This is a genomic window from Methylacidimicrobium tartarophylax (assembly GCF_902143375.2).
GTDB classification, from domain to species: Bacteria; Verrucomicrobiota; Verrucomicrobiia; order Methylacidiphilales; family Methylacidiphilaceae; genus Methylacidimicrobium; species Methylacidimicrobium tartarophylax.
The window spans coordinates 1-23,397 of the sequence record NZ_CABFVA020000015.1; the positions used below are offsets into that span (position 1 = coordinate 1).

General features: G+C 61.1%; 21 protein-coding genes. 6 read left to right on the plus strand and 15 right to left on the minus strand.

All coding sequences use genetic code 11. From position 1 onward, the window contains the following. The 3 genes from MAMT_RS02210 to MAMT_RS02220 form a co-directional block, all read right to left on the minus strand. Positions 1-594: N-acetylglucosamine kinase (locus MAMT_RS02210; protein ID WP_281289090.1), on the minus strand; the 594-nt coding region annotated here is incomplete at its 3' end. A gap of 30 nt (positions 595-624) precedes the next feature. Continuing rightward, positions 625-1,299, minus strand: coding sequence for a hypothetical protein (locus MAMT_RS02215; protein WP_142659317.1), 675 nt, complete (start codon positions 1,297-1,299; stop codon positions 625-627). 8 nt (positions 1,300-1,307) lie between these two features. Continuing rightward, on the minus strand, positions 1,308-2,573 hold the full coding sequence (locus MAMT_RS02220; protein ID WP_142659318.1) for a M20 family metallopeptidase: 1,266 nt from the start codon (positions 2,571-2,573) through the stop codon (positions 1,308-1,310). A 170-nt stretch (positions 2,574-2,743) separates the two neighbouring features. Between MAMT_RS02220 and MAMT_RS02225 the strand changes: the two genes are divergently transcribed. After that, on the plus strand, positions 2,744-4,312 hold the full coding sequence (locus tag MAMT_RS02225; RefSeq protein WP_142659319.1) for a TldD/PmbA family protein: 1,569 nt from the start codon (positions 2,744-2,746) through the stop codon (positions 4,310-4,312). Next, positions 4,309-5,643, plus strand: a complete 1,335-nt coding sequence (locus tag MAMT_RS02230; protein ID WP_142659320.1) for a TldD/PmbA family protein — start codon at positions 4,309-4,311, stop codon at positions 5,641-5,643. Before MAMT_RS02225 ends, MAMT_RS02230 begins: the two co-directional genes overlap by 4 nt. Positions 5,644-5,700: 57 nt before the next feature. On the opposite strand, the gene leuS is transcribed toward MAMT_RS02230, so the two are convergent. The 6 genes from leuS to MAMT_RS02260 form a co-directional block, all read right to left on the minus strand. Then, a complete protein-coding gene (leuS, locus tag MAMT_RS02235) occupies positions 5,701-8,172 on the minus strand; it encodes a leucine--tRNA ligase (protein WP_142659352.1) in 2,472 nt (823 codons plus the stop codon). 117 nt (positions 8,173-8,289) lie between these two features. Continuing rightward, positions 8,290-8,616 carry a HesB/IscA family protein gene (locus tag MAMT_RS02240; RefSeq protein WP_178086862.1) on the minus strand — a complete coding sequence of 109 codons (327 nt, stop codon included), beginning with the start codon at positions 8,614-8,616 and terminating at the stop codon, positions 8,290-8,292. Then, a complete protein-coding gene (locus MAMT_RS02245) occupies positions 8,606-9,325 on the minus strand; it encodes a phosphorylase family protein (protein WP_142659322.1) in 720 nt (239 codons plus the stop codon). Before MAMT_RS02245 ends, MAMT_RS02240 begins: the two co-directional genes overlap by 11 nt. Further along, complete coding sequence (gene shc / locus MAMT_RS02250; protein ID WP_142659353.1) at positions 9,322-11,325, minus strand: squalene--hopene cyclase; 2,004 nt, start codon at positions 11,323-11,325, stop codon at positions 9,322-9,324. The genes MAMT_RS02245 and shc overlap by 4 nt, the downstream gene beginning before the upstream one ends. A gap of 134 nt (positions 11,326-11,459) precedes the next feature. Beyond that, entirely contained in the window at positions 11,460-12,332 is an 873-nt protein-coding gene (locus tag MAMT_RS02255; RefSeq protein WP_178086864.1) for a polyprenyl synthetase family protein, read from the minus strand. A gap of 36 nt (positions 12,333-12,368) precedes the next feature. Continuing rightward, positions 12,369-12,659 (minus strand): hypothetical protein, encoded by a 291-nt coding sequence (locus tag MAMT_RS02260; RefSeq protein WP_142659324.1) that lies wholly within the window; start codon positions 12,657-12,659, stop codon positions 12,369-12,371. 235 nt (positions 12,660-12,894) lie between these two features. On the opposite strand from MAMT_RS02260, the gene pstS reads away from it, so the two are divergent. From pstS to pstB, 4 genes are all read left to right on the plus strand, one after another. After that, entirely contained in the window at positions 12,895-13,890 is a 996-nt protein-coding gene (pstS, locus tag MAMT_RS02265; RefSeq protein WP_246186477.1) for a phosphate ABC transporter substrate-binding protein PstS, read from the plus strand. Positions 13,891-13,987: 97 nt separating this feature from the next. Further along, complete coding sequence (pstC, locus tag MAMT_RS02270) at positions 13,988-15,016, plus strand: phosphate ABC transporter permease subunit PstC (protein ID WP_142659326.1); 1,029 nt, start codon at positions 13,988-13,990, stop codon at positions 15,014-15,016. Beyond that, positions 15,013-15,924 carry a phosphate ABC transporter permease PstA gene (gene pstA / locus MAMT_RS02275; protein ID WP_142659327.1) on the plus strand — a complete coding sequence of 304 codons (912 nt, stop codon included), beginning with the start codon at positions 15,013-15,015 and terminating at the stop codon, positions 15,922-15,924. The genes pstC and pstA overlap by 4 nt, the downstream gene beginning before the upstream one ends. Further along, entirely contained in the window at positions 15,921-16,748 is an 828-nt protein-coding gene (pstB, locus tag MAMT_RS02280) for a phosphate ABC transporter ATP-binding protein PstB (protein WP_246186478.1), read from the plus strand. Before pstA ends, pstB begins: the two co-directional genes overlap by 4 nt. Before the next feature lie 31 nt (positions 16,749-16,779). Here pstB and MAMT_RS02285 read toward each other — a convergent pair whose 3' ends face one another. The 6 genes from MAMT_RS02285 to MAMT_RS02310 form a co-directional block, all read right to left on the minus strand. Next, complete coding sequence (locus MAMT_RS02285) at positions 16,780-17,853, minus strand: bile acid:sodium symporter family protein (protein WP_142659328.1); 1,074 nt, start codon at positions 17,851-17,853, stop codon at positions 16,780-16,782. 59 nt (positions 17,854-17,912) lie between these two features. Then, the gene (locus MAMT_RS02290) at positions 17,913-18,683 is read right to left on the minus strand and encodes a succinate dehydrogenase/fumarate reductase iron-sulfur subunit (RefSeq protein WP_142659329.1); all 771 of its coding nucleotides are present in this window, start codon (positions 18,681-18,683) and stop codon (positions 17,913-17,915) included. After that, positions 18,684-20,600 (minus strand): fumarate reductase/succinate dehydrogenase flavoprotein subunit, encoded by a 1,917-nt coding sequence (locus MAMT_RS02295; RefSeq protein WP_142659330.1) that lies wholly within the window; start codon positions 20,598-20,600, stop codon positions 18,684-18,686. Positions 20,601-20,631: 31 nt separating this feature from the next. Next, positions 20,632-21,321, minus strand: a complete 690-nt coding sequence (locus MAMT_RS02300; protein ID WP_246186479.1) for a succinate dehydrogenase cytochrome b subunit — start codon at positions 21,319-21,321, stop codon at positions 20,632-20,634. Between the two features lie 76 nt (positions 21,322-21,397). Continuing rightward, positions 21,398-22,105, minus strand: a complete 708-nt coding sequence (locus MAMT_RS02305; RefSeq protein WP_142659331.1) for an HAD-IA family hydrolase — start codon at positions 22,103-22,105, stop codon at positions 21,398-21,400. Next, a complete protein-coding gene (locus MAMT_RS02310) occupies positions 22,059-23,333 on the minus strand; it encodes a bifunctional folylpolyglutamate synthase/dihydrofolate synthase (RefSeq protein WP_246186480.1) in 1,275 nt (424 codons plus the stop codon). Before MAMT_RS02310 ends, MAMT_RS02305 begins: the two co-directional genes overlap by 47 nt. Between the last annotated feature and the right edge of the window lie 64 nt (positions 23,334-23,397).

Here is a 23,397-nt window from a genome sequence, read left to right on the forward strand (position 1 = left end):
CCGATCCTTCGAAGGATCGGAAAGGATGTGGAAGAAGAGCTCATCCAAGCCATTCTGGCCGGTCGTTTGCAGAAAGGACATGCCCAGCGGCACGACCTCCCCCGTGGCATCGAAGGCATCATAGATGCGCTGGAGCCCGATGTGGGCCAAGTCGTACGCGCTGCCCGGGTCCCCCAGGATGTGCCCCCAGCCTCCGGCTCGCGCCCAGCGCCCTTCCCGATACCCCAGAACGTTCGAGCCCGTTCCCGCGATGACGATAATTCCCTCTCCGGAGCCGAATGCCCCCGCAAAGGCCGAACGGGCATCTTCGGCGACTACGACGCGGACCGCCGATGGCCACAAGGCGCGGAGCATCTCGGCAATCGGCTGCCGCTGCTCCGGCAGACGACAGCCCGCAAAGGCTGCTCCAATGGAATGGATCTCCCCTCCAACCTCCGACCGAATTCCGGCAAGCAGCTTCCGGATCTCGTCCTCCTGCAGCAGGCTGACATTTCCTGGCCCGGCCAGGCCTTGCCGGCGCACCTCTCCTCCCGAATCCAGAAGAATCCAGGTCGTCTTGGTGCCTCCTCCTTCGATTCCCAGCGTGCCTTCCACAAGCTCCCTCCCGTTCCTCCACCGCCTGTCTCATCTTGGGATGTAAACGGTTCCTCCCCGAAAGGGAATGTAGGACTTCACAATCGCGTTAAAAGCGGAGAGAGATCTCTCATAGAAACCCTTGTCCTTTGCCCTGAGGACCACATAGTCGATCGTCGTCGCGCTCGGGATACAACCTACCCTCTCGAAGAGCGATTCTCCGCCCGACTTTGAAACCAGGCCGTAGATCTGTGCATGGAAACCTTTCCCGACTCGGGCCTCCTCGAGGGGCACGGCCTTGACCCCCTCTCCACGAGGGGGCGACAACGACTGCGCCATTTCCTCCAAGAGATTCTCGATTCGGCTGGGTCTGCCCGGCTCGGCACGTTTCGAGCCCGCCCAGATGAGCGTGGGGGTGTCTTTCGCCGTAAAACCGACTGGATAGAAGACCGGCTCCCATCGGCCCTTCCCTCGGGATTCCCGGTCGAGAATCCATCCCTCGGGCGCTTTCAGGATGAAGGCGTGCCCGGGAGCGTAGACGACCCCGACGCCCGCTTCGAATGGATGCTGTTGCGGGTAAGCCCGCGACAGGCAGACGACTGCCGATCCCACGAAAAGAAGAAGGAGGAAACACCACCATACGCGAGGAAATGCCTCTAGCGAGTTCGCTTGATCGCGTAAACCGGCTCCTTCCCTACCGCTTCCTCGGCTACGAAGGTTCCTCATCCGGCCGCCTATCCGCCTTCCCGGGAGCCCGGCACAAAATCGTGCAGGAATCGAGCGTATACTTTGGCGGTGGTCACGAGATCCGCAACGGAGATCCGCTCCTCGATGGCATGGATGTTTTTCCCTTCGACCCCGTAGCCGATCGTGTCAATCCCTCGTTTCCGCGCATAGTAGTGCATGTCGGTCGCGCCCCGGTTCACGGTGAAGCGCGCACGCCCTCCCCGCACCCCTTGCACCGCTCTTCGGAACGCCTGAGGCAATGCGGAGAGGGGAGAGAGAGCACACGGGGCCGTCGTGTGAATCTGCCGAATCCGAATCCCCATGCGGCATTTCGCAGCGGCCGATTGGATGATCTCGCGCAACTCCCGCTCGACCACGTTCAACTCCTCGGACGGAGTGAGCCTCCGATCGACCGTGAAGCTCGCCTCTCCCGGAATGATATTCACCTTTGCCGCCTTCCCGGGGCCAAAGACCCCGCCCAGGTTGACCACGGGCTCCAGTTCTTCGCCCGACGGAGTCACAAAGCGCTTGCGAGGATCAGCCAGAGTCCGCTTGATCTCCGGTTCGATGCGCGAGACAAGCGCGATCATCTCCTCGAAGGCATTCACGGTCCGGCTTGGATAGGCGGAGTGACCTCCTTTGCCGAGCACCGTCACTTCCCACTGAACGATGCCATTGTGGCCGATGCCGATCTTACCCGCAGCTCCCCCTTCGCAAACGACGGCAAAATCCGGGGTTCTCCTCCGCTGGCTGACGAGATAGCCTGTGCCGAGTTCTCCGCCGATTTCCTCATCGGCCACGAAAGCCAACTCCACGTTGACATGAGGTTTGAGCGCCGTCCGCCGCAACGCCTCCACCGCAAAGAGGCTAGCGACCAGGGAGCCTTTCATGTCGGCGGTTCCGCGACCGAACAACCAGCCACCCTCGCGCTTGCCCGAAAAGGGAGGATGTTTCCAAATTCCCGCCGCGGGAACGACGTCGTAATGGGAGTTGAACTGGACGGTCTTTTTCGCGCCAACGTCCCAGCGTCCGACCAGATTATGACGAGGAAAGTCCGCAAAGTCCGCCCGGAGAGTTTTGGCGACGATCTCCCGAGGCACCGTTACGATTTCCGTGGAAAGGCCCATCTCCCGAAGCTTGGCATCTAACCTCTCGACCAGATCCGTATAATGTTCCCCCGGGGGATTCACGGTCGGGATGCGCACGATCTCCGCGAGAAACGCACAGAGATCTTCCTCGTGTTCGGCAAGCCAGGTTTCCGCATCAGTATTCACTTCTTGTCTCCCTCCCTCTTTTTGTTTTACCACGACCGCCGGCAACGGCAGCCTTTTTCGCTGCGGGCGGCGCAGCCCGTCACCTGCCGATTCCTTGCCCAAGTAACGCTGCCCTTGCCGCGACCCAGGCGCTCTTGCTATGGGTAAATCGAGGATAGGTCCGGCATAGCATGAGCATCTCCCGCAGAAAATTCCTGCAAAGCCTGGCTGCCGGCCTCCTCGGGGGCGGCGCGCCGCTGGCCGCCGCAACGTCGGAAGGACGATCTTCCCGTCGGGAGGAGGCCGCCCGGCTCGCGGAGGCCGCGCTGGATGCAGCCAGAACCGCCGGTGCCGGATACGCAGACGTTCGCGTCCTTTTTTCCGAATCCGAAGTGCTCTCCGCTCGGGAAGAACGAATCGAGAACGTCGAGGTCTCCGCCAGCAGCGGTCTTGGGGTGCGGGTTCTTGTGAACGGCGTTTGGGGATTCAGCTCCGCAAGCGTGCTCGACCCAGCGCACGCGAGCGCGTGCTCGCGCAGCGCGGTGGAGATGGCGAAATCCAACCGTGCTCTGGCCACGCAACGGGTCGAGCTGGAGCGGGTCGAAGCGAGGATCGACCGTTGGCGCGTGCCGATCGAGCAGGATCCTTTCTCCATCCCCTTGGATCAAAAGGCAGAGGAGCTTCTCGGAATCAATGCGGCGGCCAGGGCGGCAGGCGCTCCTTTCTGCCGAAGCTTTTTCCTCTTCGTCCGGCAGGAAAAGTTTTTCGCCTCGAGCGGCGGCTCGTTTCTCGAGCAGCTCTTTTTCCGCACCTATCCGCGTCTCACCGTCACCGCAACCGATCCTGGTACCGGGCGCTTTGCCAACCGCTCTAGTTTCCTTCCGCCGCGGGCAGCCGGTTATGAATATATCCGTTTGCACGACTGGAAACAGGAGGCACGTCAGGCAGCCGAGGATGCGAGCCGAAAGCTCAAGGCCAAGCCTGTCGCCGCAGGCAAGAAGGACCTGGTTCTCCATCCCACCAACCTATGGCTTACCCTCCACGAAACCATCGGCCATTCCACCGAACTCGACCGCGCGTTCGGCTATGAGGCGGGTTTTGCCGGCACGACATTCGTCAAGCCCGCCGACCGGGGCCATTTGCGCTTTGCCAGTGAGATCGTCACGGTGATGGCCGACCGCGATCAGCCGGGCGGCCTGGCCACGGCGGCCTATGACGATGACGGGATGCCGGCTCGTTACGCCCGATTCCCGATCATCTCCCGCGGGAGGTTTGAAAATTTTCAGATGGCCATCGGCCAGTCCCGCTGGATCGGCCTCCCTCACTCCAACGCCTGCTCCTTCGCGGAAGGACACGCCTACTTTCCGATCCAGCGCATGCCCAACATCTCTCTACAGCCCTCGCAACAGGATGTCTCCCTCGAGGAGTTGATCGCAGGCGTCGAGGACGGGGTCTATATCGTCGGGGACGGAAGCTGGAGCATCGATCAGCAGCGCAAGAACTTTCAGTTCGGCGGACAGCTCTTCTACGAGATCCGGAAGGGGAAGCTCGGCGAGATGCTCCGTGATGTTGCCTATCAGAGCACGACCGTCCCTTTCTGGAATGCTTGCGATGGGCTCGGTGGGGTAAAGGAATACTGGCTCGGCGGAACGCTCTCCTGCGGCAAGGGTCAGCCGGTCCAGTCCGCACCCGTCTCGCATGGAGCCGTCCCCGCCCGCTTCCGGGGAATCCAGATCCTCAACACCGGGAGAGGCATATGATTTTGTCGGAAGGGGAGGCCCGGGAGCTCGGAACCAAACTTCTCTCCTATTCCCGAGCGGAAACCGCTGTCGCCGAAATTTCCGGCTGGAGCCGCCTCAATGTGCGCCTCGCCTGCAACACGGTCACGACGGACGGAGAGGACGAGGGCTTCCATTGCCGCGTCGAGTCCTCCTTCGGAAAACGGAGAGGGGAAGCAGCGGGAAACAAGGCGGATCCTAACGACCTTGCCGCGCTCGTCCGCCGTTCGGAGGAGGTGGCTCGCGTTTCTCCGGAAGATCCGGAATTTCTCCCCCCGCCCGGAGCACAGACCTATCCTCCCGCCAAGGGCTATTCCTCCGAGGCAGCCCGCCTTTCAGCAAAGGATCTGGCAGAAAAGGGGCAGACGGTCCTCGCCGCGGCGCAAGCCAAGCGAGTCGTTGGGGCGGCTTTCCTAGAATGCGAAAGCAGCTTTTCGGCCTATACGGCCACAACCGGCCTTTGGGTCTTCCAGCAGGCGACTCGCCTTCAATATACGGTCTCCGCCCGCACTCGGGACGGAGAGGGCGCGGGCTGGGCGGCGAGCGCAGCCTATTCTCCTAATGAGATCTCCCTCCCCGTCCTCGTCGAACGGGCAATGGAGAAGGCGCTCCGCTCACGCCATCCTCAACCTCTTGCACCGGGAAGTTACACCGTCCTGCTCGAGCCTTCGGCCGTATGCGACCTGGTCGGCATGCTCCTGTTTTCGCTCCACGCCCGTCCCGCGGACGAGGGGCGCAGCTTTCTTTCTCGCCCGGGAGGAAAAACGGCTTTGGGAGAAACGCTCTTCTCGGACCTGATTTCGCTCCGCTCCGATCCGGAAGACGCGGTGGCTCCCGGCTCCATCTATTCGACGGATGGTCTTCCGGCAACACCCAGGGTCTGGATCGACCAGGGCAAGCTCCAAGAGTTGATTCGCCCTCGTTTTTGGGCGCAAGAGAAGAAGGCCCCAACGATTCCCGAACCAACCAATCTGCTCCTGTCCGGCAGCGACCGCTCGACCGAAGAGCTGATCCAACGCATCGATCGAGGCGTGCTCGTGACCCGACTCTGGTATATCCGAACGGTCGATCCTCGCACGCTCCTGCTCACCGGGCTCACTCGCGATGGGACCTTTTGGATCGAGAAGGGGAAGATCGCCCACCCGGTAAACAACTTCCGTTTCAACGAAAGCCCGGTGACCCTTCTCAAGAATGCCCTGGCTCTCGGAAAGCCCGAGGCTACCGTAGGATCGGAGGTCGACGATCTCCCCGCTCGGGTGCCCGCGCTGGTCGCAAAGGAGTTCACCTTCTCGTCGGTCTCGCAAGCCTCCTAAAGAAGGCAGAGGGAGGTTGGACCTTCCGACCCGGGGACCGCAGGCTCACGGCATCGCCTATTTCCGGCCCAGCACGAAGTTCAGGAGCTTCCCAGGAACGAAGATCACCTTCTGCACGGGCTTTCCTTCGAGCCATAACTCGATCTCCGGTCGTTGGCGTGCCAGGGATTCGACTTCCTCCTGACCGAGATCCCGCGCCGCCGTCATCCGGCTTCGAACCTTGCCGTTGACCTGGATGACCCATTCCGCTTCCTCCTCGGTCAGAAGTAGGGGATCGGCTTCCGGCCATGGCCCATAGGCCAGGAATTCGGGATGACCCAGCACCGACCAGAGTTCTTCGCAGAGATGGGGAGCGAAGGGCGAAAGGAGCAAAATCAGCGTCTCGAGAGCGATCCGGGAGGGGACCGGCTGGCGCGTCAGGGCATTGACCAGAATCATCATCTGCGCGATCGCCGTATGGAAGGAGAGGCGCTCCAGATCCTCTGTGACCTTGCGGATCGTACGATGAAGAAGTCGCTGGATCGCGAGGGGAGCCTCCTCCGTCGAAATGTCCGAACGTGGCATCCAGCGGCCCTCGGCGTTCTCCTCCATCACCAGTCGCCAGACGCGAGCCAGGAAGCGGTGAGGCCCTTCGAGCCCTTGCGAAGACCAGGGCTTCATCTGCTCCAATGGTCCCAGAAACATTTCGAAGAGCCGCACGGTATCGGCTCCGTATTCCCGCAGCAGGCTCTCCGGGTTGACGATATTCCCAAAAGACTTGGACATCTTCCGGCCGTCTTCTCCCAGGATGATGCCCTGGTTGACGAGACGGTGAAACGGCTCGGGCGTCGAAGCCACTCCGATATCGTAAAGGAACTTATGCCAGAAGCGGGCATAGAGCAGATGAAGCACCGCGTGCTCTGCTCCGCCGATATAGAGGTCGACTCCTTCGGGTCCCATCCAGTATCGTTCCGCTTCCCGAGACACCGGTTCTCTGTCGTTTCCGGGATCGAGATACCGCAAGTAGTACCAGCAAGAGCCCGCCCACTGAGGCATCGTGTTAGTCTCTCTGCAGGCTCCGTCCGGTAGCTCCACCCAGCCCTTTTCCTGGGAGAGCGGAGCAAAGCCGCCCGCCTCGGGAGAAAACTCTTTTCGCTCCGGCAGGAGAACGGGAAGCACCGTCTCGGGAACCGGCTGCGCCTCCCCGTTCCGCCAGACAATCGGAAAGGGCTCTCCCCAATATCGCTGCCGGGAAAAGAGCCAATCGCGCAGCCGATACTGGACGGTCCGCTTGCCTAGACCCTTTTCCTCGAGCCAAGCCGTCATCGCCTTCTTCGCTTCCGCTGTGGGCAAGCCGTCCAGAAACTGGGAGGAGCAGGCGATTCCCTCTCCGGGAAAGCAGCGTGCTGGCAGAGATGCCGACTCCTTTGGATGCACGACCGAGCGCACCGGGAGACCGAAGAGGGAAGCAAACTCGAAGTCACGTTCGTCATGCGCCGGTACGGCCATGATCGCTCCCGTCCCGTAAGACAAAAGGACGTAATCGGCGATCCAGACGGGAATTCTCTCTCGGCTTGCCGGATTGATCGCAAAGGCCCCGATAAAGACACCCGTCTTCTCCTGGATGAGCTCCGTCCGCTCCAAGTCGCTCTTCTTGGCAACCTCCCGTTGATAGGCTTCCGCAGCCTCCCGGCATTCCGGGCGAGTGATCTGGGCAACCAGTGGATGCTCAGGCGCCAAGACCAGATAGGTCGCGCCGAAGAGCGTATCGGGACGAGTGGTAAAGACCTCGAGGGAACTCTCGCTTCCCTCGATCGGAAATCGGATGAGGGCACCTTCGCTGCGCCCGATCCAGTTCCGCTGCATCTCCTTGATCGATTCCGGCCAATCGACGAGATCCAAGTCGGCGAGAAGCCGCTCGGCATAGGCGGTGATGCGAAGCATCCATTGCCGCAGCGGTCGTCGCTCGACCGGGTGGTGGCCTCGCTCGGAAACCGGGCCTTCCGGTGAGGGGAGAATCTCCTCATTGGCCAAGACCGTCTGGAGCGCCGGGCAATACCAGACCGGCGCTTCGGCGACGTAGGCAAGCCCGCGTCGGAACAGCTGGAGAAAGATCCATTGGGTCCAGCGGTAGTAGCGAGGATCGGTCGTGTTGATTTCCCGCGACCAATCGTAGGAAAAGCCCATTGCCGCAATCTGCTCGCGGAAGTTGGCAATATTGCGTTCCGTGGTGATTCGCGGATGGATGCCCGTCGCTACCGCATGCTGCTCTGCAGGCAAGCCGAAGGCGTCCCAGCCCATCGGATGCAAAACGTTGAATCCGCACATCCGCTTGTAACGGGCCACGATATCGCTCGCAGTATAGCCTTCGAGGTGACCAACGTGCAGTCCCCGGCCCGAGGGATAGGGAAACATGTCGAGCACGTAATACTTCGGTTTTCCCGCACCCGGTTCTCCGGGATTGGCCGCACGGAAGACGCCACGATTCTGCCAGGCTCGCTGCCATTTCGCCTCGATGCGGTCGAAAGGGTAAGCCCTACGAGCTTCCATGACCGCCTCTACGCGATTTTCCACCGAAGGAAGCAAAAGGGATTTGCGCAGGCAAAGCCTTTGACGGCAGGAGAGAAGGAAATAAACACATTCCAGTGCGTACGGCTCCCTGACCGGCTATGCCTCGAAGGAGGTCCCGCAGCCGCACGTTCCCCGCGCATGGGGGTTCCGAAACCGGAAACCCGCCCCGGAAAGTCCGCCTTGATAATCGAGGACCGCTCCTTCCAGCCTCGCCACACTTTCGCGATCGACGGCGATCCGAATTTCACCATCCTGCCACTCGACGTCACCCGGTTGCGCCGTCGAAAACTCGATCCGGTATTCCCAGCCGGCGCAACCGCCCCGCAGTACGGCGATGCGTAAATGGGCAGCCCCCGGAACCGGGGCCAACCTCTTAATCTCATCCAGGGCCTTCGGGGTGATTTCGATGAGCCTAGTTTGCACTCGTTCCTCCACTTCCTTCTAAGCTATAGACTAGCTCCAGGAGCCTGCGTGTCAATCGATGCCGGGCCTCGGGAAGAAATCGGGCAAACCGCAGAAGGGGTCTAATCTCCGCAGGGTGGGTCGCCAGATGAAGCGCCAACGGGATGGGACGAATGCTTCCTCCCTGACTCTCCCAGGCTGCAGCAATCGCATCCACCGGGATCCGGTCTTCGAAATCGTCGGTGACCACGCGAAGGCTCACGAAAGGAATTCCTCTGGATCGGGCGATGTTCGCCACGGCATCCGTTTCCATATCGACGAGATCTGCGCCCGTTGCCTCCGCCAGCTTGCGCCGGCTCTCCGGATCGCCGACGACGGCATCGGCCGTCGCAATGCGCGCTTCCGGCACTTCCGCTCCGGAAAACCAGAGCGCCGATCCTGCATCCAAATAGTTGGAGGCTACGGCGATTTGTCCCCGCTTGATCTCGGGCCGCAGCGCTCCGGCATATCCCGCAAGGACGAGGAAACGCACGGGAAACTGCCCCAAGAACTGCTCGGTTCCCCTCGCCGCCCTCTCCCGACCCATACCGATGATGGCGACCGCGACCTCCTGCTGCCTGAGCCAGCCGGTGCAGAGCGAAGCCGCGGCTGCTTTTTCCCACCGCTTCTTTTCGAGCGCGGCGAGGAACTCCTTGGCCTCGTGCCTGACGGCGAATGCAATTCCGATCATCCGAGTCTGCCGGCGCTGGAGCGAGAACGAACCGCGATGGAAAGAGTCGCACGAACCCAATTCTCGGTCTGCTCCTTGGCCAGGGAGAGCGCTTGAGCATATTCGGAAAGGGCGAGGAGAGGCCAGGCATTCCGGTACATGTCGTATTTCAGGTAGAAAACGCCGGGGAAACCCGTCCCGGTAAGAAACTCCTCCGGCCATGAGCCGTCCGGATCCTGCTTTCGCAGAAGATAGGCAACGCCCCGCTGCAAGCTGGGACGATCGACTTCCCCACACGCGAGGATTCCCATGACCGCCCAGGCGGTTTGCGAGGCCGTGCTCGGCCCCCTGCCTTTGAGTTGTGGGTTTTCGTAGGAGTCCGGCGTCTCTCCCCAGCCACCATCCTCGTTTTGACAAGATTCCAGCCAGTCACGAGCCCGGAGGATCCACTGTTGATTCATGTCTTCCCCGATCGCCCGTAGCCCACGGAGGGACTGCCAGGTGCCGTAGACATAGTTGACTCCCCACCGTCCGAACCACGAACCGTCGGCTTCCTGGGTCTCCTTCAGAAACCGGATCCCGCGCTGAACAAAAGACTCGCTCCGTTTGATTCCCCTCATCCCAGCCAGCTCGAGCGCCCTGGCCGTAATATCCGAGCAGGGAGGATCGAGAATCGCATTGTGGTCGGCGAAAGGCACGTCTTCGAGCCAGGGACTGTTGACATCCTTGTCGAAAGCAGCCCAACCACCATTCCGGCACTGAAAGCTGATCACCCAGCGCAAGGCGCGCTCGATCACTTCCTGCTTTTTCTCCTCGTCGTCCGTTTCGATGCGCAACAGAGCAAGAAGCACCATCAGCGTGTCATCGACATCCGGATAATAGACATTGTTGTATTCGAACGCCCAGCCACTGCATTCCGGATGAGGGTTGTTCACGTACCAGTCGCCCCTCACCTGAATTTCCCGCTCCATCAACCAGGCAGCAGCCTTTCGAAGTTCGGCTCGATTGGCGGCCAGTCCGGATCTCCCCAGGGCCACTCCCGCAACGGCGGTATCCCAGACGGGCGACACGCAAGGCTGGACCCGAAAGTCGCGCTCCTCACCTTCGTCCACCTCCAGACCCTCGAAGTCGCGAAGTGCCTTCTGGTAGAGGGGATTCTCCTCCGGATAGCCTAATGCCTTGAGCGCGACGATCGCATAATGCATCGCCGGGAAGATGGCTCCGAGTCCATCCGATCCCTGGCCCATCCGTTGCACGATCCACTCCTCCGCCTTTTTCAAGGCGCGCTTGCGCAGCAGCTTCCAGGGAGAACGGTCCCAAATCTGGAGCAGCTTGTCGCACAATAAGAAGACGTTTCTCTTGGAAAGAAACTTGGTCGACCAGATCCAGGAGATCCCTTCCTGCTCTGTACCCGCAGGAAAGAGCTCGTGGAGCCGGAGGTGCGCAGGAAGCTGCCGGGTCGGCTTAAAATGGTGGATGATCGCCAGCGGGACAAGCATCGTTCGGGTCCATGCCGACATCTTGTAGAGATGAAAGGGAAACCAATTCGGGAGGAGCACGATCTCCGGCGGAATCACGGGAAGCTGATGCCAGGGATAGATCCCAAGAAGGGCGAGCCCCAACTTCGTGTAGGTCATCGACTTGGGAATGCCACCCAGCCGCAAGATCGTAGACCGGGCTCGCTCCATGACCGGATCTTCCGGAGCAAAGCCCGCAAGCTTGAGGGCGACATACGCTTTGATGGTGGCATTGAGCTCGCTGGGACCGCCGGGATAGATGTTCCATCCCCCGTCAGGAAGTTGCCGATCCAGGATGTGCTTCACGAATCGGGCCTGCTTGCGGTAGTCGACCTTGGCGAGCCAGTGCATCAGCAAGATCCGATCGCAAGCCAGGGTCACGTCGGCAAAAAGCTCTCCTACCCAATATCCATCGGGCTTCTGGGTGGAGAGAAGATAGTTTTGCGCTCGTGCGATCGCCAGACCGATCGCTTGCGGATGAGTCAACGTCTCCTCGATTACCAAGACGGGCTTCGTCTGAGCTTCTCTTTCGGAAGGTTGGGAATACAATTTTCCAGAGCGCATAGGAACGTCGGCTGATAACGTGCGAATCCCGTCCGCGTCAACCCAAAATCGAGACTTTCTGGTCCTTCCGCCGGTCAGCTTTCCCTCGAGAGCAGATGGCCGGCTAAATTAGCAAGAATGGTGCCCTTCTCTCCCAGGGGAGCAAGCGCTCCGTGGGCGCGTGCGGTGTACCGTCGGGCCGCGAGCCGGGCGCCATCGAGCCCCAGCAGCCGGGGATAGGTCGCTTTCACTGCCGCCAAGTCCTTCCCGGCACTCTTTCCCAACGTCTCCCTGGTCTGCGTCACGTCCAAAATATCGTCGATCACTTGGAATGCTAACCCGAGCGAGCGGCCGAACTCGGTGACCGCGCGCAGCGATTCGCGGCTCGCCTCGCCCGCCATGGCCCCCAAGCGGAGAGCAGTGGTAATGAGGGCGCCGGTCTTCCGCAAGTGAATGGCCCGAAGCTCACGGACCGAAATCTCCCTCCCCTCCGCCTCCAAGTCGGCCACCTGCCCACCCACCAGCGCCCGGCTGCCGGAAGCACGGGCCAGTTCGCCCACCACGACCCCCGGCCCATATCGCCCCCCGCCATAGCGGCAAGCGATCGCGAAAGCCTCGGCAAGAAGCGCATCCCCGGCCAGGATGGCAATGGCTTCTCCGTAGATCTTGTGGAGAGTCGGCTTCCCTCTTCTCCAATCGTCGTTATCCATGGCGGGAAGATCGTCGTGGATGAGCGAATAGGTGTGAATGCACTCCACCGCGCAGGCAAGCGGAAGCGCCGGAGCGTAGTCCCCGCCCACCGCTTCACACGCCGCCAAGCAGAGGATGGGACGCATGCGCTTTCCCCCGGCAAAGAGGCTATGACGGATCGCCTCATGCAGCGCTTGCGGCTTCTTGGTACCCGGGGGCAGGTAGTGCCGCAACGCCTCATCAATCACTCTCTTCCGCTCCGCCAGATAGACGGGCATATCTGTGTTCAACCTGCTTCCCTCCTCTTTTCCTCTCTAATCCCCGAAACGAATCACCCCATGCCACGCAGCGCCAATGGGCTCCTCTTCGAGCAAGCGCACCTGATTTTCGGCAAGGTCGGCAAGAGCCCGGTCCCACACCTCCTGGTCCATGGGCCGAGGCGATTTTTCCCTCCAGGACCGGGCCGCCTCTCGCCCAAGGACGACGGTAACGAGAAGCTCCGGATGCATCGACAATCCCGCAGCAACCCGGAGCCCCTCCGCCGCACGAGGACTTCGCGCCGGATCGGCTTCCACCACCACGAGAACCTGCTTCTCTATTCCCACTTTTCCTTGACGAAAAGGTGCGCCGTCTCCTCTTGTGGCATAAGCAGCCGTTCTGGGTCAATCGCCCAACAGACCTGTCCGTTCCCGGAGAGGGGAGAGACACCGGAGCGACTGGCCGCGAAAGAAGACGACAACCTTCCTGACGAAGACAACCTTGGGCTACCGATAGAGGTCGATTCCGTAGTGGTTTTTCCTTCGAATGAAGATTCCAGGTCCTTGGAGCCTTTTCCTTTTCTTGAGCTTGCTCCTCGCTTGGTTCGCACTGGCCCTCCCGGGAGGCGAATCGAAGCCTCTGATCAACGGTGCAGGCGCCTCCTTCCCCTACCCCCTTTATGCCCGCTGGTTCGCGACCTACGAGCGACTCGACGGTACGGTACGCTTCAACTACCAGGCAATCGGATCGGGGGGAGGGCAGCAGCTGCTGCTTCACCAGATCGTCGATTTCGGAGCCTCAGACAGCCCCATGCGCCCGTCCCTCCTGCAGACCGCGCCCGGCAAGATCCTCCACATCCCGATGATTGCGGGCGCCGACGCGCTTGCCTACAACCTTCCCGGCTCTCCCCCACTCCGTCTCACCCCAGATGTCGTCGCCGATATCTTCTTGGGTCGGATCCAGAACTGGAACGACTCGCGGCTTGCCGAGATCAATCCGGGGATCACGCTCCCATCGCTGCCTCTGGTCGTCGTCCACCGCTCGGACGGAAGCGGCACCACCTACATCTTCACCGACTACCTCTCCAAGATCAGTCGAGAATGGTCCGGAATCGTCGGGCGGGGTACGGCGGTCCGGTGGCCGTCCGGGATCGGGGCCAAAGGCAACGAGGGAGTGGCGGGGCAGATCCGCTCCCTCCCGGGGGCAATCGGCTATCTGGAGCTCGCGTTTGCCTTTCAAAACCGACTCCCTTTCGCGGCCGTGCAAAATCGTGCCGGGAATTACGTTCTCCCTTCGCCCGAATCGATTGCCCAGGCCTTGGCACCGACATCGCTTACGCCGGGTGACTTCCCCATCTCGATTGCCGACGCAGAGAACACCGGAGCCTACCCGATTGCCGGATTGACATGGCTGCTGCTCTACGAGAAGCCGTCGAATCGCCAAAAGGCGGAAAAGCTTCTCTCTTTTGTGCGCTGGTGTCTCACTGACGGCCAGGCGCTCGCCTCCTCGCTCGATTACGCTCCCCTCCCCCCTCGCCTCCGAGAACGGGTTCTAGCCAGCTTGCCGGAGATCCGATAAGAATGCGCGATCAAATGAAGGACGGCAGACCGCGTTACGATGCCCTTGAGGGCAAGCAGGGGCTTGGCTCTCCTTGGGGATGGGGAGGAAGGACAGGTTGAACCCCTTCCGGCGCAAGCCACCCTCGGACGAGCTTCCGCCCGACGCCGGCGCGAGAGCCTGGACCAGTTCCGCGCGCATCGGTCGAATCCTGGATCAGGGATTTGGGTTCCTGGTGGTAGGAGCGGGGATCTCCGTCTTGGCTCTCGCGGCTCTGCTCGGATGGGAGCTCTATCAGGGAGCGAAGGAGGCGATTCGCCGTTACGGCGCGGGATTTCTCGTCAGCTCCCACTGGGATCCGGTTGCTGGTCGATTCGGGGCTCTCCCTTTTTTGTATGGAACCTTTGTCTCTTCCGCCCTCGCCTTGCTCCTGGCCTTTCCGTTATCGGTCGCCACGGCCCTCTCTCTCACGGAATTCGCGCCCGTCCGGCTTCGCCGCCCTGTCCTGGCACTCGTCGATCTCATGGCCGCCGTTCCGAGCGTCGTCTGGGGACTCTGGGCCATGTTCGAAATGGTGCCGTGGCTGCGGCAGACCGCGTTTCCTTTCTTGCAGAAGTTTTTCGGCTGGCTCCCGTTTTTCCAAGGGACGATTTACGGAGTGAGCCTATTGGCCGGCGCCCTGGTCATTGCGATGATGATCACCCCCATCGTTACCTCCTTGGCGATTGAAATCCTCCAATCGGTTCCGCTGACGCTGCGAGAAGCGGCGTGGGCATTGGGAGCCACCCGTTGGGAAGTCATGCGCGTGGCCGTGCTCCCCTATGTCCGGAGCTCCCTTGTGGGAGCCGGGGTTCTCGGCTTGGGCCGAGCCTTGGGAGAGACGATGGCGGTGACCATGGTGATTGGGAACCGCCCGGAAATCCTGCTCTCGCTTTTCGCTCCCGGCTATACCCTGGCAAGCGTCCTGGTCAACGAATTTGCCGAAGTGACCTCCGAAGAGCACCTTTCCGCCCTCTTCGAAATCGGCCTCACCCTGGTCGCTGTGACCTTTGTCGTCAACTTCTTGGCCCGGCTGCTGATCCGTAGCGTGCCCTTCTTCTTTGCGCCCCGGCCGCTCCGCACCCAATCGATGGAGACGAACGGATGAGCCCTCAGCCGAACCCCTCCCATCCGAAGCCGCATTCACAAAAAGAAGCTTCCAATGAGGAAAGGGCGGATTCCCGCCACTTTTGGATTCGAAAAGTCGTCGACCGTTTTTTCCAGATCCTTTCTATTCTTGCGGCAATCGTCGTCATTAGTCCGCTTCTCCTTGTCTTCGTCTTCCTTCTCTCTTCCGGAGGCTCTTCTCTTACTTGGGACTTCCTCACGCAGCTGCCGAAGCCGGTGGGCGAGACCGGCGGCGGAATGGCGAATGCGATTGTCGGAAGCTGCATTCTGGTCTCCCTCGCCACCCTGGTCTCAACCCCCGTCGGCGTGCTCGGCGGAATCTGCGTCTGCGAATACGGCGACGCCCGCCTTCGTGCGGCCATCCGGTTTACCGCGGATGTACTCAACGGCGTGCCCTCGATCATCTGGGGTATCGTGGTCTACTCCTGGGTAGTCCTCCGAATGAAGACCTTCTCCGGCCTCGCCGGCGGGCTGGCCCTCTCCTTTATCATGATCCCCTTGATCTTACGAACGACAGAAGATGTCATCCGGCTCGTTCCCTCCGCCTACCGCGAAGCGGGACTCGCGTTGGGCCTCCGGCGCGGCCAAGTCATTCTCCACATCATCTTGGCGACCGCCCGAAGAGGGGTGCTCACGGGCGTCTTGCTCGCGGCGGCTCGTGTGGCAGGCGAGACAGCACCCCTCCTTTTCACCGCCTTCGGAAATCGCGTCTGGGCCGCTCACTTGCAAGAGCCGATGGCCGCGCTCCCGCTTCAGATCTTTACCTATGCGATTTCTCCCTATCCCGATTGGCACAGGCAAGCCTGGGCTGGGGCGCTGGTTCTGCTCGCTTTAGTCTTTTTCATGAGTATTGTAGTCCGCGCCTTGGCCAAGGGAAAATCCCAATGAGCGCGAGTGCCTCCGATCCCAAACGAGCAGTGCCCGCCTCCTCCGAAGGAGCGGATCCGCAGAAGCAGTCGCCGGCCTTTCAAATCGAAGATCTGCATGTCTGGTTCGGGAGCCGGGCCGTGCTCCATGGGATCTCACTCAACATTCCCTCCCATCAAGTGACGGGAATCATCGGACCCAGCGGGTGCGGCAAGAGCACCTTCTTGCGAGCGCTCAACCGGATGCATGAGTTTACTCCGGGCGCACGCGTGCAAGGGCGAATCCGCCTCTTCGGGGACGACATCTATGAGTCAAGCGGCGATCCGATCCTCCTCCGCCGCCGTGTCGGCATGGTGTTTCAGAAATCGAACCCCTTTCCTACCATGAGCATCCAGGAAAATGTCCTGATCGGCTTGCGGCTGGCCGGCACACGAAACCGAGAGCTTCTCGAAGAGCGCCTCGAAGAGGCGCTCCGCATGGCAGCTCTTTGGAGCGAGGTCAAGGACCGGCTGCATGCTCCGGGTACCGAGCTATCCGGTGGCCAGCAACAGCGGCTTTGCATCGCCAGGGCCCTGGCCGTCCGCCCCGAAGTCCTGCTCATGGACGAGCCATGCTCGGCGCTCGACCCGATTGCGACGGCACAGATCGAATCGCTGATCCGGGATTTAGGGCAGCGGTATTCCATTGTGCTGGCCACCCACAACTTGCAGGAAGCCGGACGAACGGCGGATCGTACCGCCTTTTTTCTGGAAGGCCGGCTGATCGAGTTCGGATCGACCAAGAAGCTGTTTACCAATCCCAGCCAGAAGCAGACCGAAGACTATCTGACAGGCCGCTTCGGCTAGCCCATCCAAGGCAGGATTCGAAGACGCTTCTTCAAATCTTTCGGCGCGGAACCCAGTAGCTGTAATACCATGCCGCGGTAATCTGCTGGAGGAGAGTGTAGAAAACGATGGGTAGAATCGCCAGCGGGTGGTCAGGAACCGTAAAGGCGGCCAAGACCAATCCACTGCCGTTATTGTTCATACCCAGGCCATAGACGAGCGCGGTCCTCTCCGGCATGGAGACTCGCAGAAGCCGTCCCAGCCAGTCTCCACATTGGAAACGGATCACGCAGAGAATGCCGGATCCGACCAAAAGCATTGCGAGAAAATCTGCGTCAAAATACCGGAATGCATAAGGGAGCGCCGCCGCGGCATTCATGTAAATCAGCCAGAGGAGAATCAGCTCGTTGGCGGGACGCAGGGCGGGGCGGATACGGGCGAAGAAGGCTTCTCCCGCGCGATGCCGGACCATAATCCCAAGCAAGGAGGGCAGAACCACGCAGAGGATGAGGAATACCCCCATTCCGCGTCCAGCCATCTCGCGAAGATCTTCCGCATAATCCCCCCCCACCATCGAGGCCACGGCGTGAAGAGAAAGAGATCCTAAAAAGGGACTCAGAACCGTAGAGCTCAGCACCAGGCCCAAGGAGAGGGCCATATCCCCTCCCGCATTCTGGCACCAAGCCGCCGAAGCTCCCGCGATGGGCATGGCGACAACAATCCCGAGCCCCATCATAAGGTTCTCCACTTCCTCCTGGTTGTGCCAAAGCCCGAGAGCGGCTCGCAGAGCGGCCAGAAAGAGAAGGGGGAGAAAGAAATTGACCAGAAGACTGGGGATCAGCGCGCGAAGGTTGCCGAAGAGTTCTCTTAACCTACCTCCCGGCACGCCGAATCCCCCGTTCCAGAGCAAGAGAAAAAGGAGAACGACGGGCAGAGAAATCGAGAAGGATTCCCCGAAGATCGGAATCGAGCCAAAGGTGAATTGCCGAATCCGCTGCCCAAAAGCCGGAGCGAAAGCCGCCAGCCCGTGGGCGGCGATCAGCGCCCAGAAGAAGCGGCGATGGAGCCAGTCCAGAAGCCAGCCCAAACCTTGCAGGGCAGGACTCCCTTCTTCCTTTTTCTCCATCACGTTTGTTTCTTTCCCGCTGGAAGCGGGGACGATCGGACACCCAGCGGGGGCAAAGCCTACCGGACCGGCTTGATCCAGCCCAGAAACTCCTTCGCCCGGGCGCGCCAATACGCCCTGTTGAGAACGGAGATCACCTCAACGGAAATGTTTTTCGGACAAACCGCCTCGCAAGCCCGTGTGAAGCTGCATGCGCCGTAACCTTCCCGATCCATCGCCCGGACCATCCTTAGCACTCGGAGGTCCTGCTCGATCTTCCCCTGGGGAAGAAGCCCTAAATGGCCCACCTTCGCGCCGACAAAGAGGACGGCGGAGCTATTGATGCAAGTGGCTACGCAGGCACCGCAGCCGATGCAATGCGCGGCGTCGAAGGCTTCTTCGGCTACCGAATGGGGGACGGGAACGGTGTTGGCTTCCGGGGCCTGACCGGTCCCGACGGAAATGTAGCCTCCGGATTGCAGAATCCTGTCGAATGCACTCCGATCGACGACTAGATCTTTGATCAAGGGAAACGCCCTGCTGCGAAAGGGCTCCACGGTAATCCGCTCTCCGTCCGCGAAGCTCCTCATGTAGAGCTGACAGGTGGTCGTTCCTGCTCCGGGTCCATGCGGCCGCCCATTGATCATCAGGGAGCAGCTACCGCAAATCCCTTCCCGGCAATCATGCTCGAAGGCGACCGGCTCCCTTCCCGCCCGCTCCAGATCTTGATTGAGCTCGTCAAGCATTTCCAGAAAGGAGAGGTCAGGGCGTACCTCCTCCCGAACGTACTCGACAAACCCGCCCTGTTCCGCCGGGGAGGATTGCCTCCAGAGCCGCAGCGTGATCCTCACCTACTTGTAACTCCTGGCGACCGGCTTCAGGCTCTCGAACCGGAGCGGCTCGGCCGCCCGCTCCGGAGCCTCTCCTTCTCCCCGAAAGAACCAGACAGCAACCTGGGCGAAGCGGGCATCATCTCGCAAGCATTCCCCTTCCTCCGTCTGATGCTCTTCCCGGAAATGGCAGCCGCAGGATTCTTCCCGAGAAAGCGCATCGAGGCAGAGGAGTTCGCCGAGCTCCAAGTAATCGGCGACGCGCGCAGCCCGCTCCAGCGCTTGGTTATAGCCCTCGCCCGAGCCGACCACCCGGGCATTCTTCCAGAAAGAGTCTCGGAGCTCCCGAATCTTCTCGATCCCCAATTTGAGCCCCTGGCCGTTTCGGACCATGCCACAATGCTCCCAGAGCAGTGCGCCAAGCTCTTTATGGTATTCCGCAGGACTCTTCGGCCCACGCAACGCGAGCAGCTTCGCGAGCCGCGCTTCCGAATTCCGTGCGCCGTCTCGAAAAGGAGCCGCGTCGATGGACAGACAGCCTGTCTTCTTCCGAGAGAGGTAATCCCCGATCGTGTAGGGCAGGATGAAGTACCCGTCCGCGAGACCCTGCATCAGGGCACTCGCCCCCAGTCGGTTCGCTCCATGATCCGAAAAGTTGGCCTCGCCCAGCACGAAGAGCCCCGGGACCGTCGACATGAGGTGGTAATCGACCCAAAGACCGCCCATGACGTAATGGATCGCGGGATAGATCCGCATCGGCTGCTCGATCGGGTTTTCTCCGGTTACTTGGCGATACATGTCGATGAGATTCCCGTAGCGCTCCCGGATCGCCGCGGGACCCAGCCGACTCAGGGCATCGCTCAGGTCGAGGTAGACGCCCAGACCATTGGGGCCGACGCCCCGTCCCTCGTCGCACATCCGTTTGAGCGCCCGGCTGGCAATATCTCGAGGAACGAGATTCCCGTAACTCGGGTAGAGGCGCTCGAGGAAATAATCCCGTTCGGCTTCCGGGATCAGGTTTGGAGGACGGCGATCATTCGCACGGCTCGGAATCCAGACCCGCCCGTCGTTTCGCAGCGACTCCGACATCAGGGTGAGCTTCGACTGGGAGCGGCCCGACGGCGGAATGCACGTCGGATGAATCTGGGTAAAGCAGGGGTTGGCGAAACCCGCTCCTTTCTGATAAGCCCGCCAAATCGCCGTCGCGTTGGAAAGCTGTCCGTTTGTCGAAAGTGCGAAGACATTGCCGTAGCCCCCGGTCGCCAGGACGACTGCGTCGGCCGAGCAAGCGGAAATCCGGCCGCTGACCAAGTCCCGCACGATCACTCCTTGGGCGCGGCCGTCGCCGACGACCAGATCAAGGATTTCGGTGCGTGGATGCATCTCCACCTGTCCCAACCCAATTTGCCGATTCAGAGCGCCATAAGCGCCGAGCAAGAGCTGCTGGCCCGTCGCTCCGCGTGCGTAAAAGGTGCGGGAGACCTGCACCCCTCCGAAGGAGCGGTTGGCGAGAAGCCCGCCATACTCCCGGGCGAAAGGTACCCCTTGCGCTACGCACTGATCGATGATCCGCGTGCTGAGCTCCGCCAACCGATAAACATTCGCCTCGCGGGCTCGGAAGTCTCCTCCCTTGAGCGTGTCCTGAAAGAGCCGATAGACCGAATCCCCATCGTTCCGGTAGTTTTTCGCCGCGTTGATCCCACCTTGGGCGGCAACGCTATGGGCTCGCCGCGGGCTGTCTTGAATACAGAAGCAGTCGACCCCATATCCGAGTTCGCCCAGAGAAGCAGCTGCCGAAGACCCCGCCAGCCCGGTTCCCACCACGATCACACGCATCCGCCGCTTGTTGGCCGGAGCAACCAAGCCGAGCCGATCGCGACAGGTCTGCCACTTGCGGTCGAGCGGTCCTTCCGGAATTCTAGCATCGGGCACGTTCATCGCCCTCTCTCCCTTCGTTTTTCCCCGCGGGTCACCGGACCCACCCTAGCACGATCGCCACGGGAATGGCGGAAAAGCCGAGGAAAAAGACCCAGCCTAGAGCATGAGCGAGCCACCGCTCCCAGGGGAAGCTCCTCCGGTTGACCAGCCCAAGGGTGCTAAAGATCCCGTCGATCCCATGCCGGATGTGAAAGAAGAGGCACCCCATGCCCAGAAGATAAGCCGCCGCGACCCAAGGGTTCCTGAGCCCTTCGACCATCATGCGGTGCACGTCGGGCACTGAACGCGATGTTTCCTTAAGATGGGCGGTAAAGCCATCGAAAGCGGAAAAGGGAGGGAGGTGCCAGGTGAAATGATAAAGGTGAAAGAGCACGAACAGGCCGAGCCCGATCCCTGTCAGCAGCATGGAACGCGATTCCCAACTCGCCCCGTTGGGCTTGTGCTGATCGTAAGGCACCGGCCGAGCCAGCCGGCGAATCTGGGCAAGCCGCACGGCGCAGGAGACATGAACGACGAAGGAGGCGAGGAGCAGGAGACGGACGGTCCAGAGAAGAAGCGGAACCGATTTGAGCAGGTAGGCGTACTGGTTGATATACACCGCCGGGAGAAAGATCTGCCAGTTTCCCAGCATATGCAGGCTGATGTAGCCGACCAGGAAGAGACCCGTGACACCCATGAGGATCTTCAGGCCGACCGTTGACAGGCGCGTCCGTTCCGTCACCGGGGGTTTCCTATCGCACAGCGAGCACGAAAACGCAAAGGAGATCTCACACGACCCGCCGGCCGGAGAACGGCTACTAGCGGCGCGCGGCTTTCGCCAATAGGAGAAGCAACCCCTGCAGATCGCTCTCGGGTCGCCGTACCACCCAGCTCGCATATCCGCAAGCCTGGGCTGCCGTTCCGTCTTTTTCCGGATCGTCGCCGACGAGAAGAAGCTCTCCGGTTGGGCATCCGAGTCTGTCGGAAACCAGGCGGTAGAGGCGCGGGTCGGGCTTGGCCGCACCCAACTCGGCACTCAAAAAGACTGCTGAGAAAAACTGAATCAGGCCCAGATCGGCCAGGACCCGCCGCGCCCGTCGATCCCAATTGGAAAGGATCCCCAGGCGCAGCCCCAAGCCCCGCAAATCCGCCAGCACGCTCCTTGTTTCCGGGTAGAGCCGCCAAGCGGTGCCGCGACCGTAGTACGCGTAAAGTTCTTCGACAATCTCTTGTTGCCTCTCCAAGCCCGGGCCGGAATCGAGCGCGGGAGCCAGGCTCTCCCGGATGATTTCTCTCCAGAATAGACGGTCGTCCCCATCCGATGGGACCGTGGCTTGCGGACGATAGCGGTAGCGCGATCGAGCTTGCCGGAATTGGTTGGCAATGATCTTGGGATCGACCTGGATCCCATGCCGGGCGGCTGAGGCCGCGTAGATCGCTCCCACGGGAGCTGCGGGCTCAAGAAGGGTCCCGACCAGATCAAAAAGAACCAGGCGTGGGAGAGTGGGGAGATTCGAGCAGCTCATTCGATTCGAACTCAGGAAGAAGATCCCAACATCCCGCCAGCACTTCGCCGACCAGGAAAAGAGAACCGGTGACCAGAATCGGGCCCAGGTCCTTCGCCAGCGCCCGCCTCGCCTCTTCCCACGAATCGTAAACTTGGCAGGGCAAGTGAGGAAAGCAGCCGGTCAGGCGAGCGGGAGAAAGCCCTCGTTCCGTCGACAGTCTGACCAAGCTGACTTGGCTCGCCTGCCGGGAGAGAATGTCGGCCACCGTCATGAAATCTTTGTCCGTCAAAACGGAAAAGACCAAGTGATAGGGCCGCTTCCCAAAGCTTGCTTTCCACGTCTGGACCAGGGCTTCGGCTGCCTGAGGGTTATGAGCACCGTCCAGGACCCAGAGAGGATCATCCTGCAAGACCTGGAAGCGCCCCGGCCAGCGAATGGTCCGGAAGCCGGAGCGAAGCGCCTTTTGGGGAAGCGGTTTTCCTGAAAACAAGGGCAATCGAAGCAGCGCGTAGGCACAGGCCGCATTGCGTACCTGATGGCTGCCCAAGAGACCCAAGACGAGCCGCTGGCCGTCGATCCGCGCCTTTTGGCAAAGCCCTCCGTCCTGGCAGGACTCCATCCCCAAGTCCCCGATCTCCCGTAAGGGACTGCCAACCCGGCGAGCGATCTCCCGGATCGCCTCCCGAGCCTCCTCTTGGCCCACCCCGATGATTGCCGATACGCCCGGCTTGAGGATTCCCGCCTTTTCCCGCGCAATCTCGACCAGGGTGGAGCCGAGGTGACGGGTGTGCTCCAGTCCGATCGTGGTGATGATGCAGGCTTCCGGGCGCACGATGTTGGTCGCATCGAGCCTGCCGCCCAGGCCCGTCTCCCAAACCACCCAATCAACCTGCCCCTCACAAAAAGCGAGAAGAGCCACCGCCGTCAGCACCTCGAAAAAAGTGGGAGCGAATCCCGGCTGCTTTTCCTCCAGGTGGCGGATTGCCACTTGAAGAGTCCGAATCCAGCGAGTAAATTGCGCCTTTGAGGCGATGACCCCGTCGATTTGAATTCTCTCGCGAATGGTGCAAAGATGGGGCGAGGTATAGAGACCGACGCGGTAACCGCCGGCGCGAAGCGCGGAAGCCAAGAAGGAAGCGGTCGATCCTTTGCCGTTGGTGCCCGCGATGTGAAGAAAATGCAAGCCGTTTTGCGGCGATCCCGCTTCTCGGGCCAGAAGCTCCATGTTCTCGAGTCCGAGCTTCATACCCCACCGGCGGCACCGACCGAGAAAGGCGAGCGCCTCCCGGTACTCCTCCTCCTCTGACGAG

Bases quoted from the DNA above. Each gene is read 5' to 3' on its own strand.
- MAMT_RS02255 (WP_178086864.1), bottom strand. From the start codon at position 12,332: ATGCCCGTCTATCTGGCGGAGCGGAAGAGAGTGATTGATGAGGCGTTG.
- MAMT_RS02295 (WP_142659330.1), bottom strand. From the start codon at position 20,600: ATGAACGTGCCCGATGCTAGAATTCCGGAAGGACCGCTCGACCGCAAG.
- MAMT_RS02245 (WP_142659322.1), bottom strand. From the start codon at position 9,325: ATGATCGGAATTGCATTCGCCGTCAGGCACGAGGCCAAGGAGTTCCTC.
- MAMT_RS02305 (WP_142659331.1), bottom strand. From the start codon at position 22,105: ATGAGCTGCTCGAATCTCCCCACTCTCCCACGCCTGGTTCTTTTTGAT.
- pstB (WP_246186478.1), top strand. From the start codon at position 15,921: ATGAGCGCGAGTGCCTCCGATCCCAAACGAGCAGTGCCCGCCTCCTCC.
- MAMT_RS02215 (WP_142659317.1), bottom strand. From the start codon at position 1,299: ATGAGGAACCTTCGTAGCCGAGGAAGCGGTAGGGAAGGAGCCGGTTTA.
- MAMT_RS02230 (WP_142659320.1), top strand. From the start codon at position 4,309: ATGATTTTGTCGGAAGGGGAGGCCCGGGAGCTCGGAACCAAACTTCTC.
- MAMT_RS02310 (WP_246186480.1), bottom strand. From the start codon at position 23,333: ATGAAGCTCGGACTCGAGAACATGGAGCTTCTGGCCCGAGAAGCGGGA.
- MAMT_RS02225 (WP_142659319.1), top strand. From the start codon at position 2,744: ATGAGCATCTCCCGCAGAAAATTCCTGCAAAGCCTGGCTGCCGGCCTC.
- MAMT_RS02285 (WP_142659328.1), bottom strand. From the start codon at position 17,853: ATGGAGAAAAAGGAAGAAGGGAGTCCTGCCCTGCAAGGTTTGGGCTGG.
- leuS (WP_142659352.1), bottom strand. From the start codon at position 8,172: ATGGAAGCTCGTAGGGCTTACCCTTTCGACCGCATCGAGGCGAAATGG.
- pstA (WP_142659327.1), top strand. From the start codon at position 15,013: ATGAGCCCTCAGCCGAACCCCTCCCATCCGAAGCCGCATTCACAAAAA.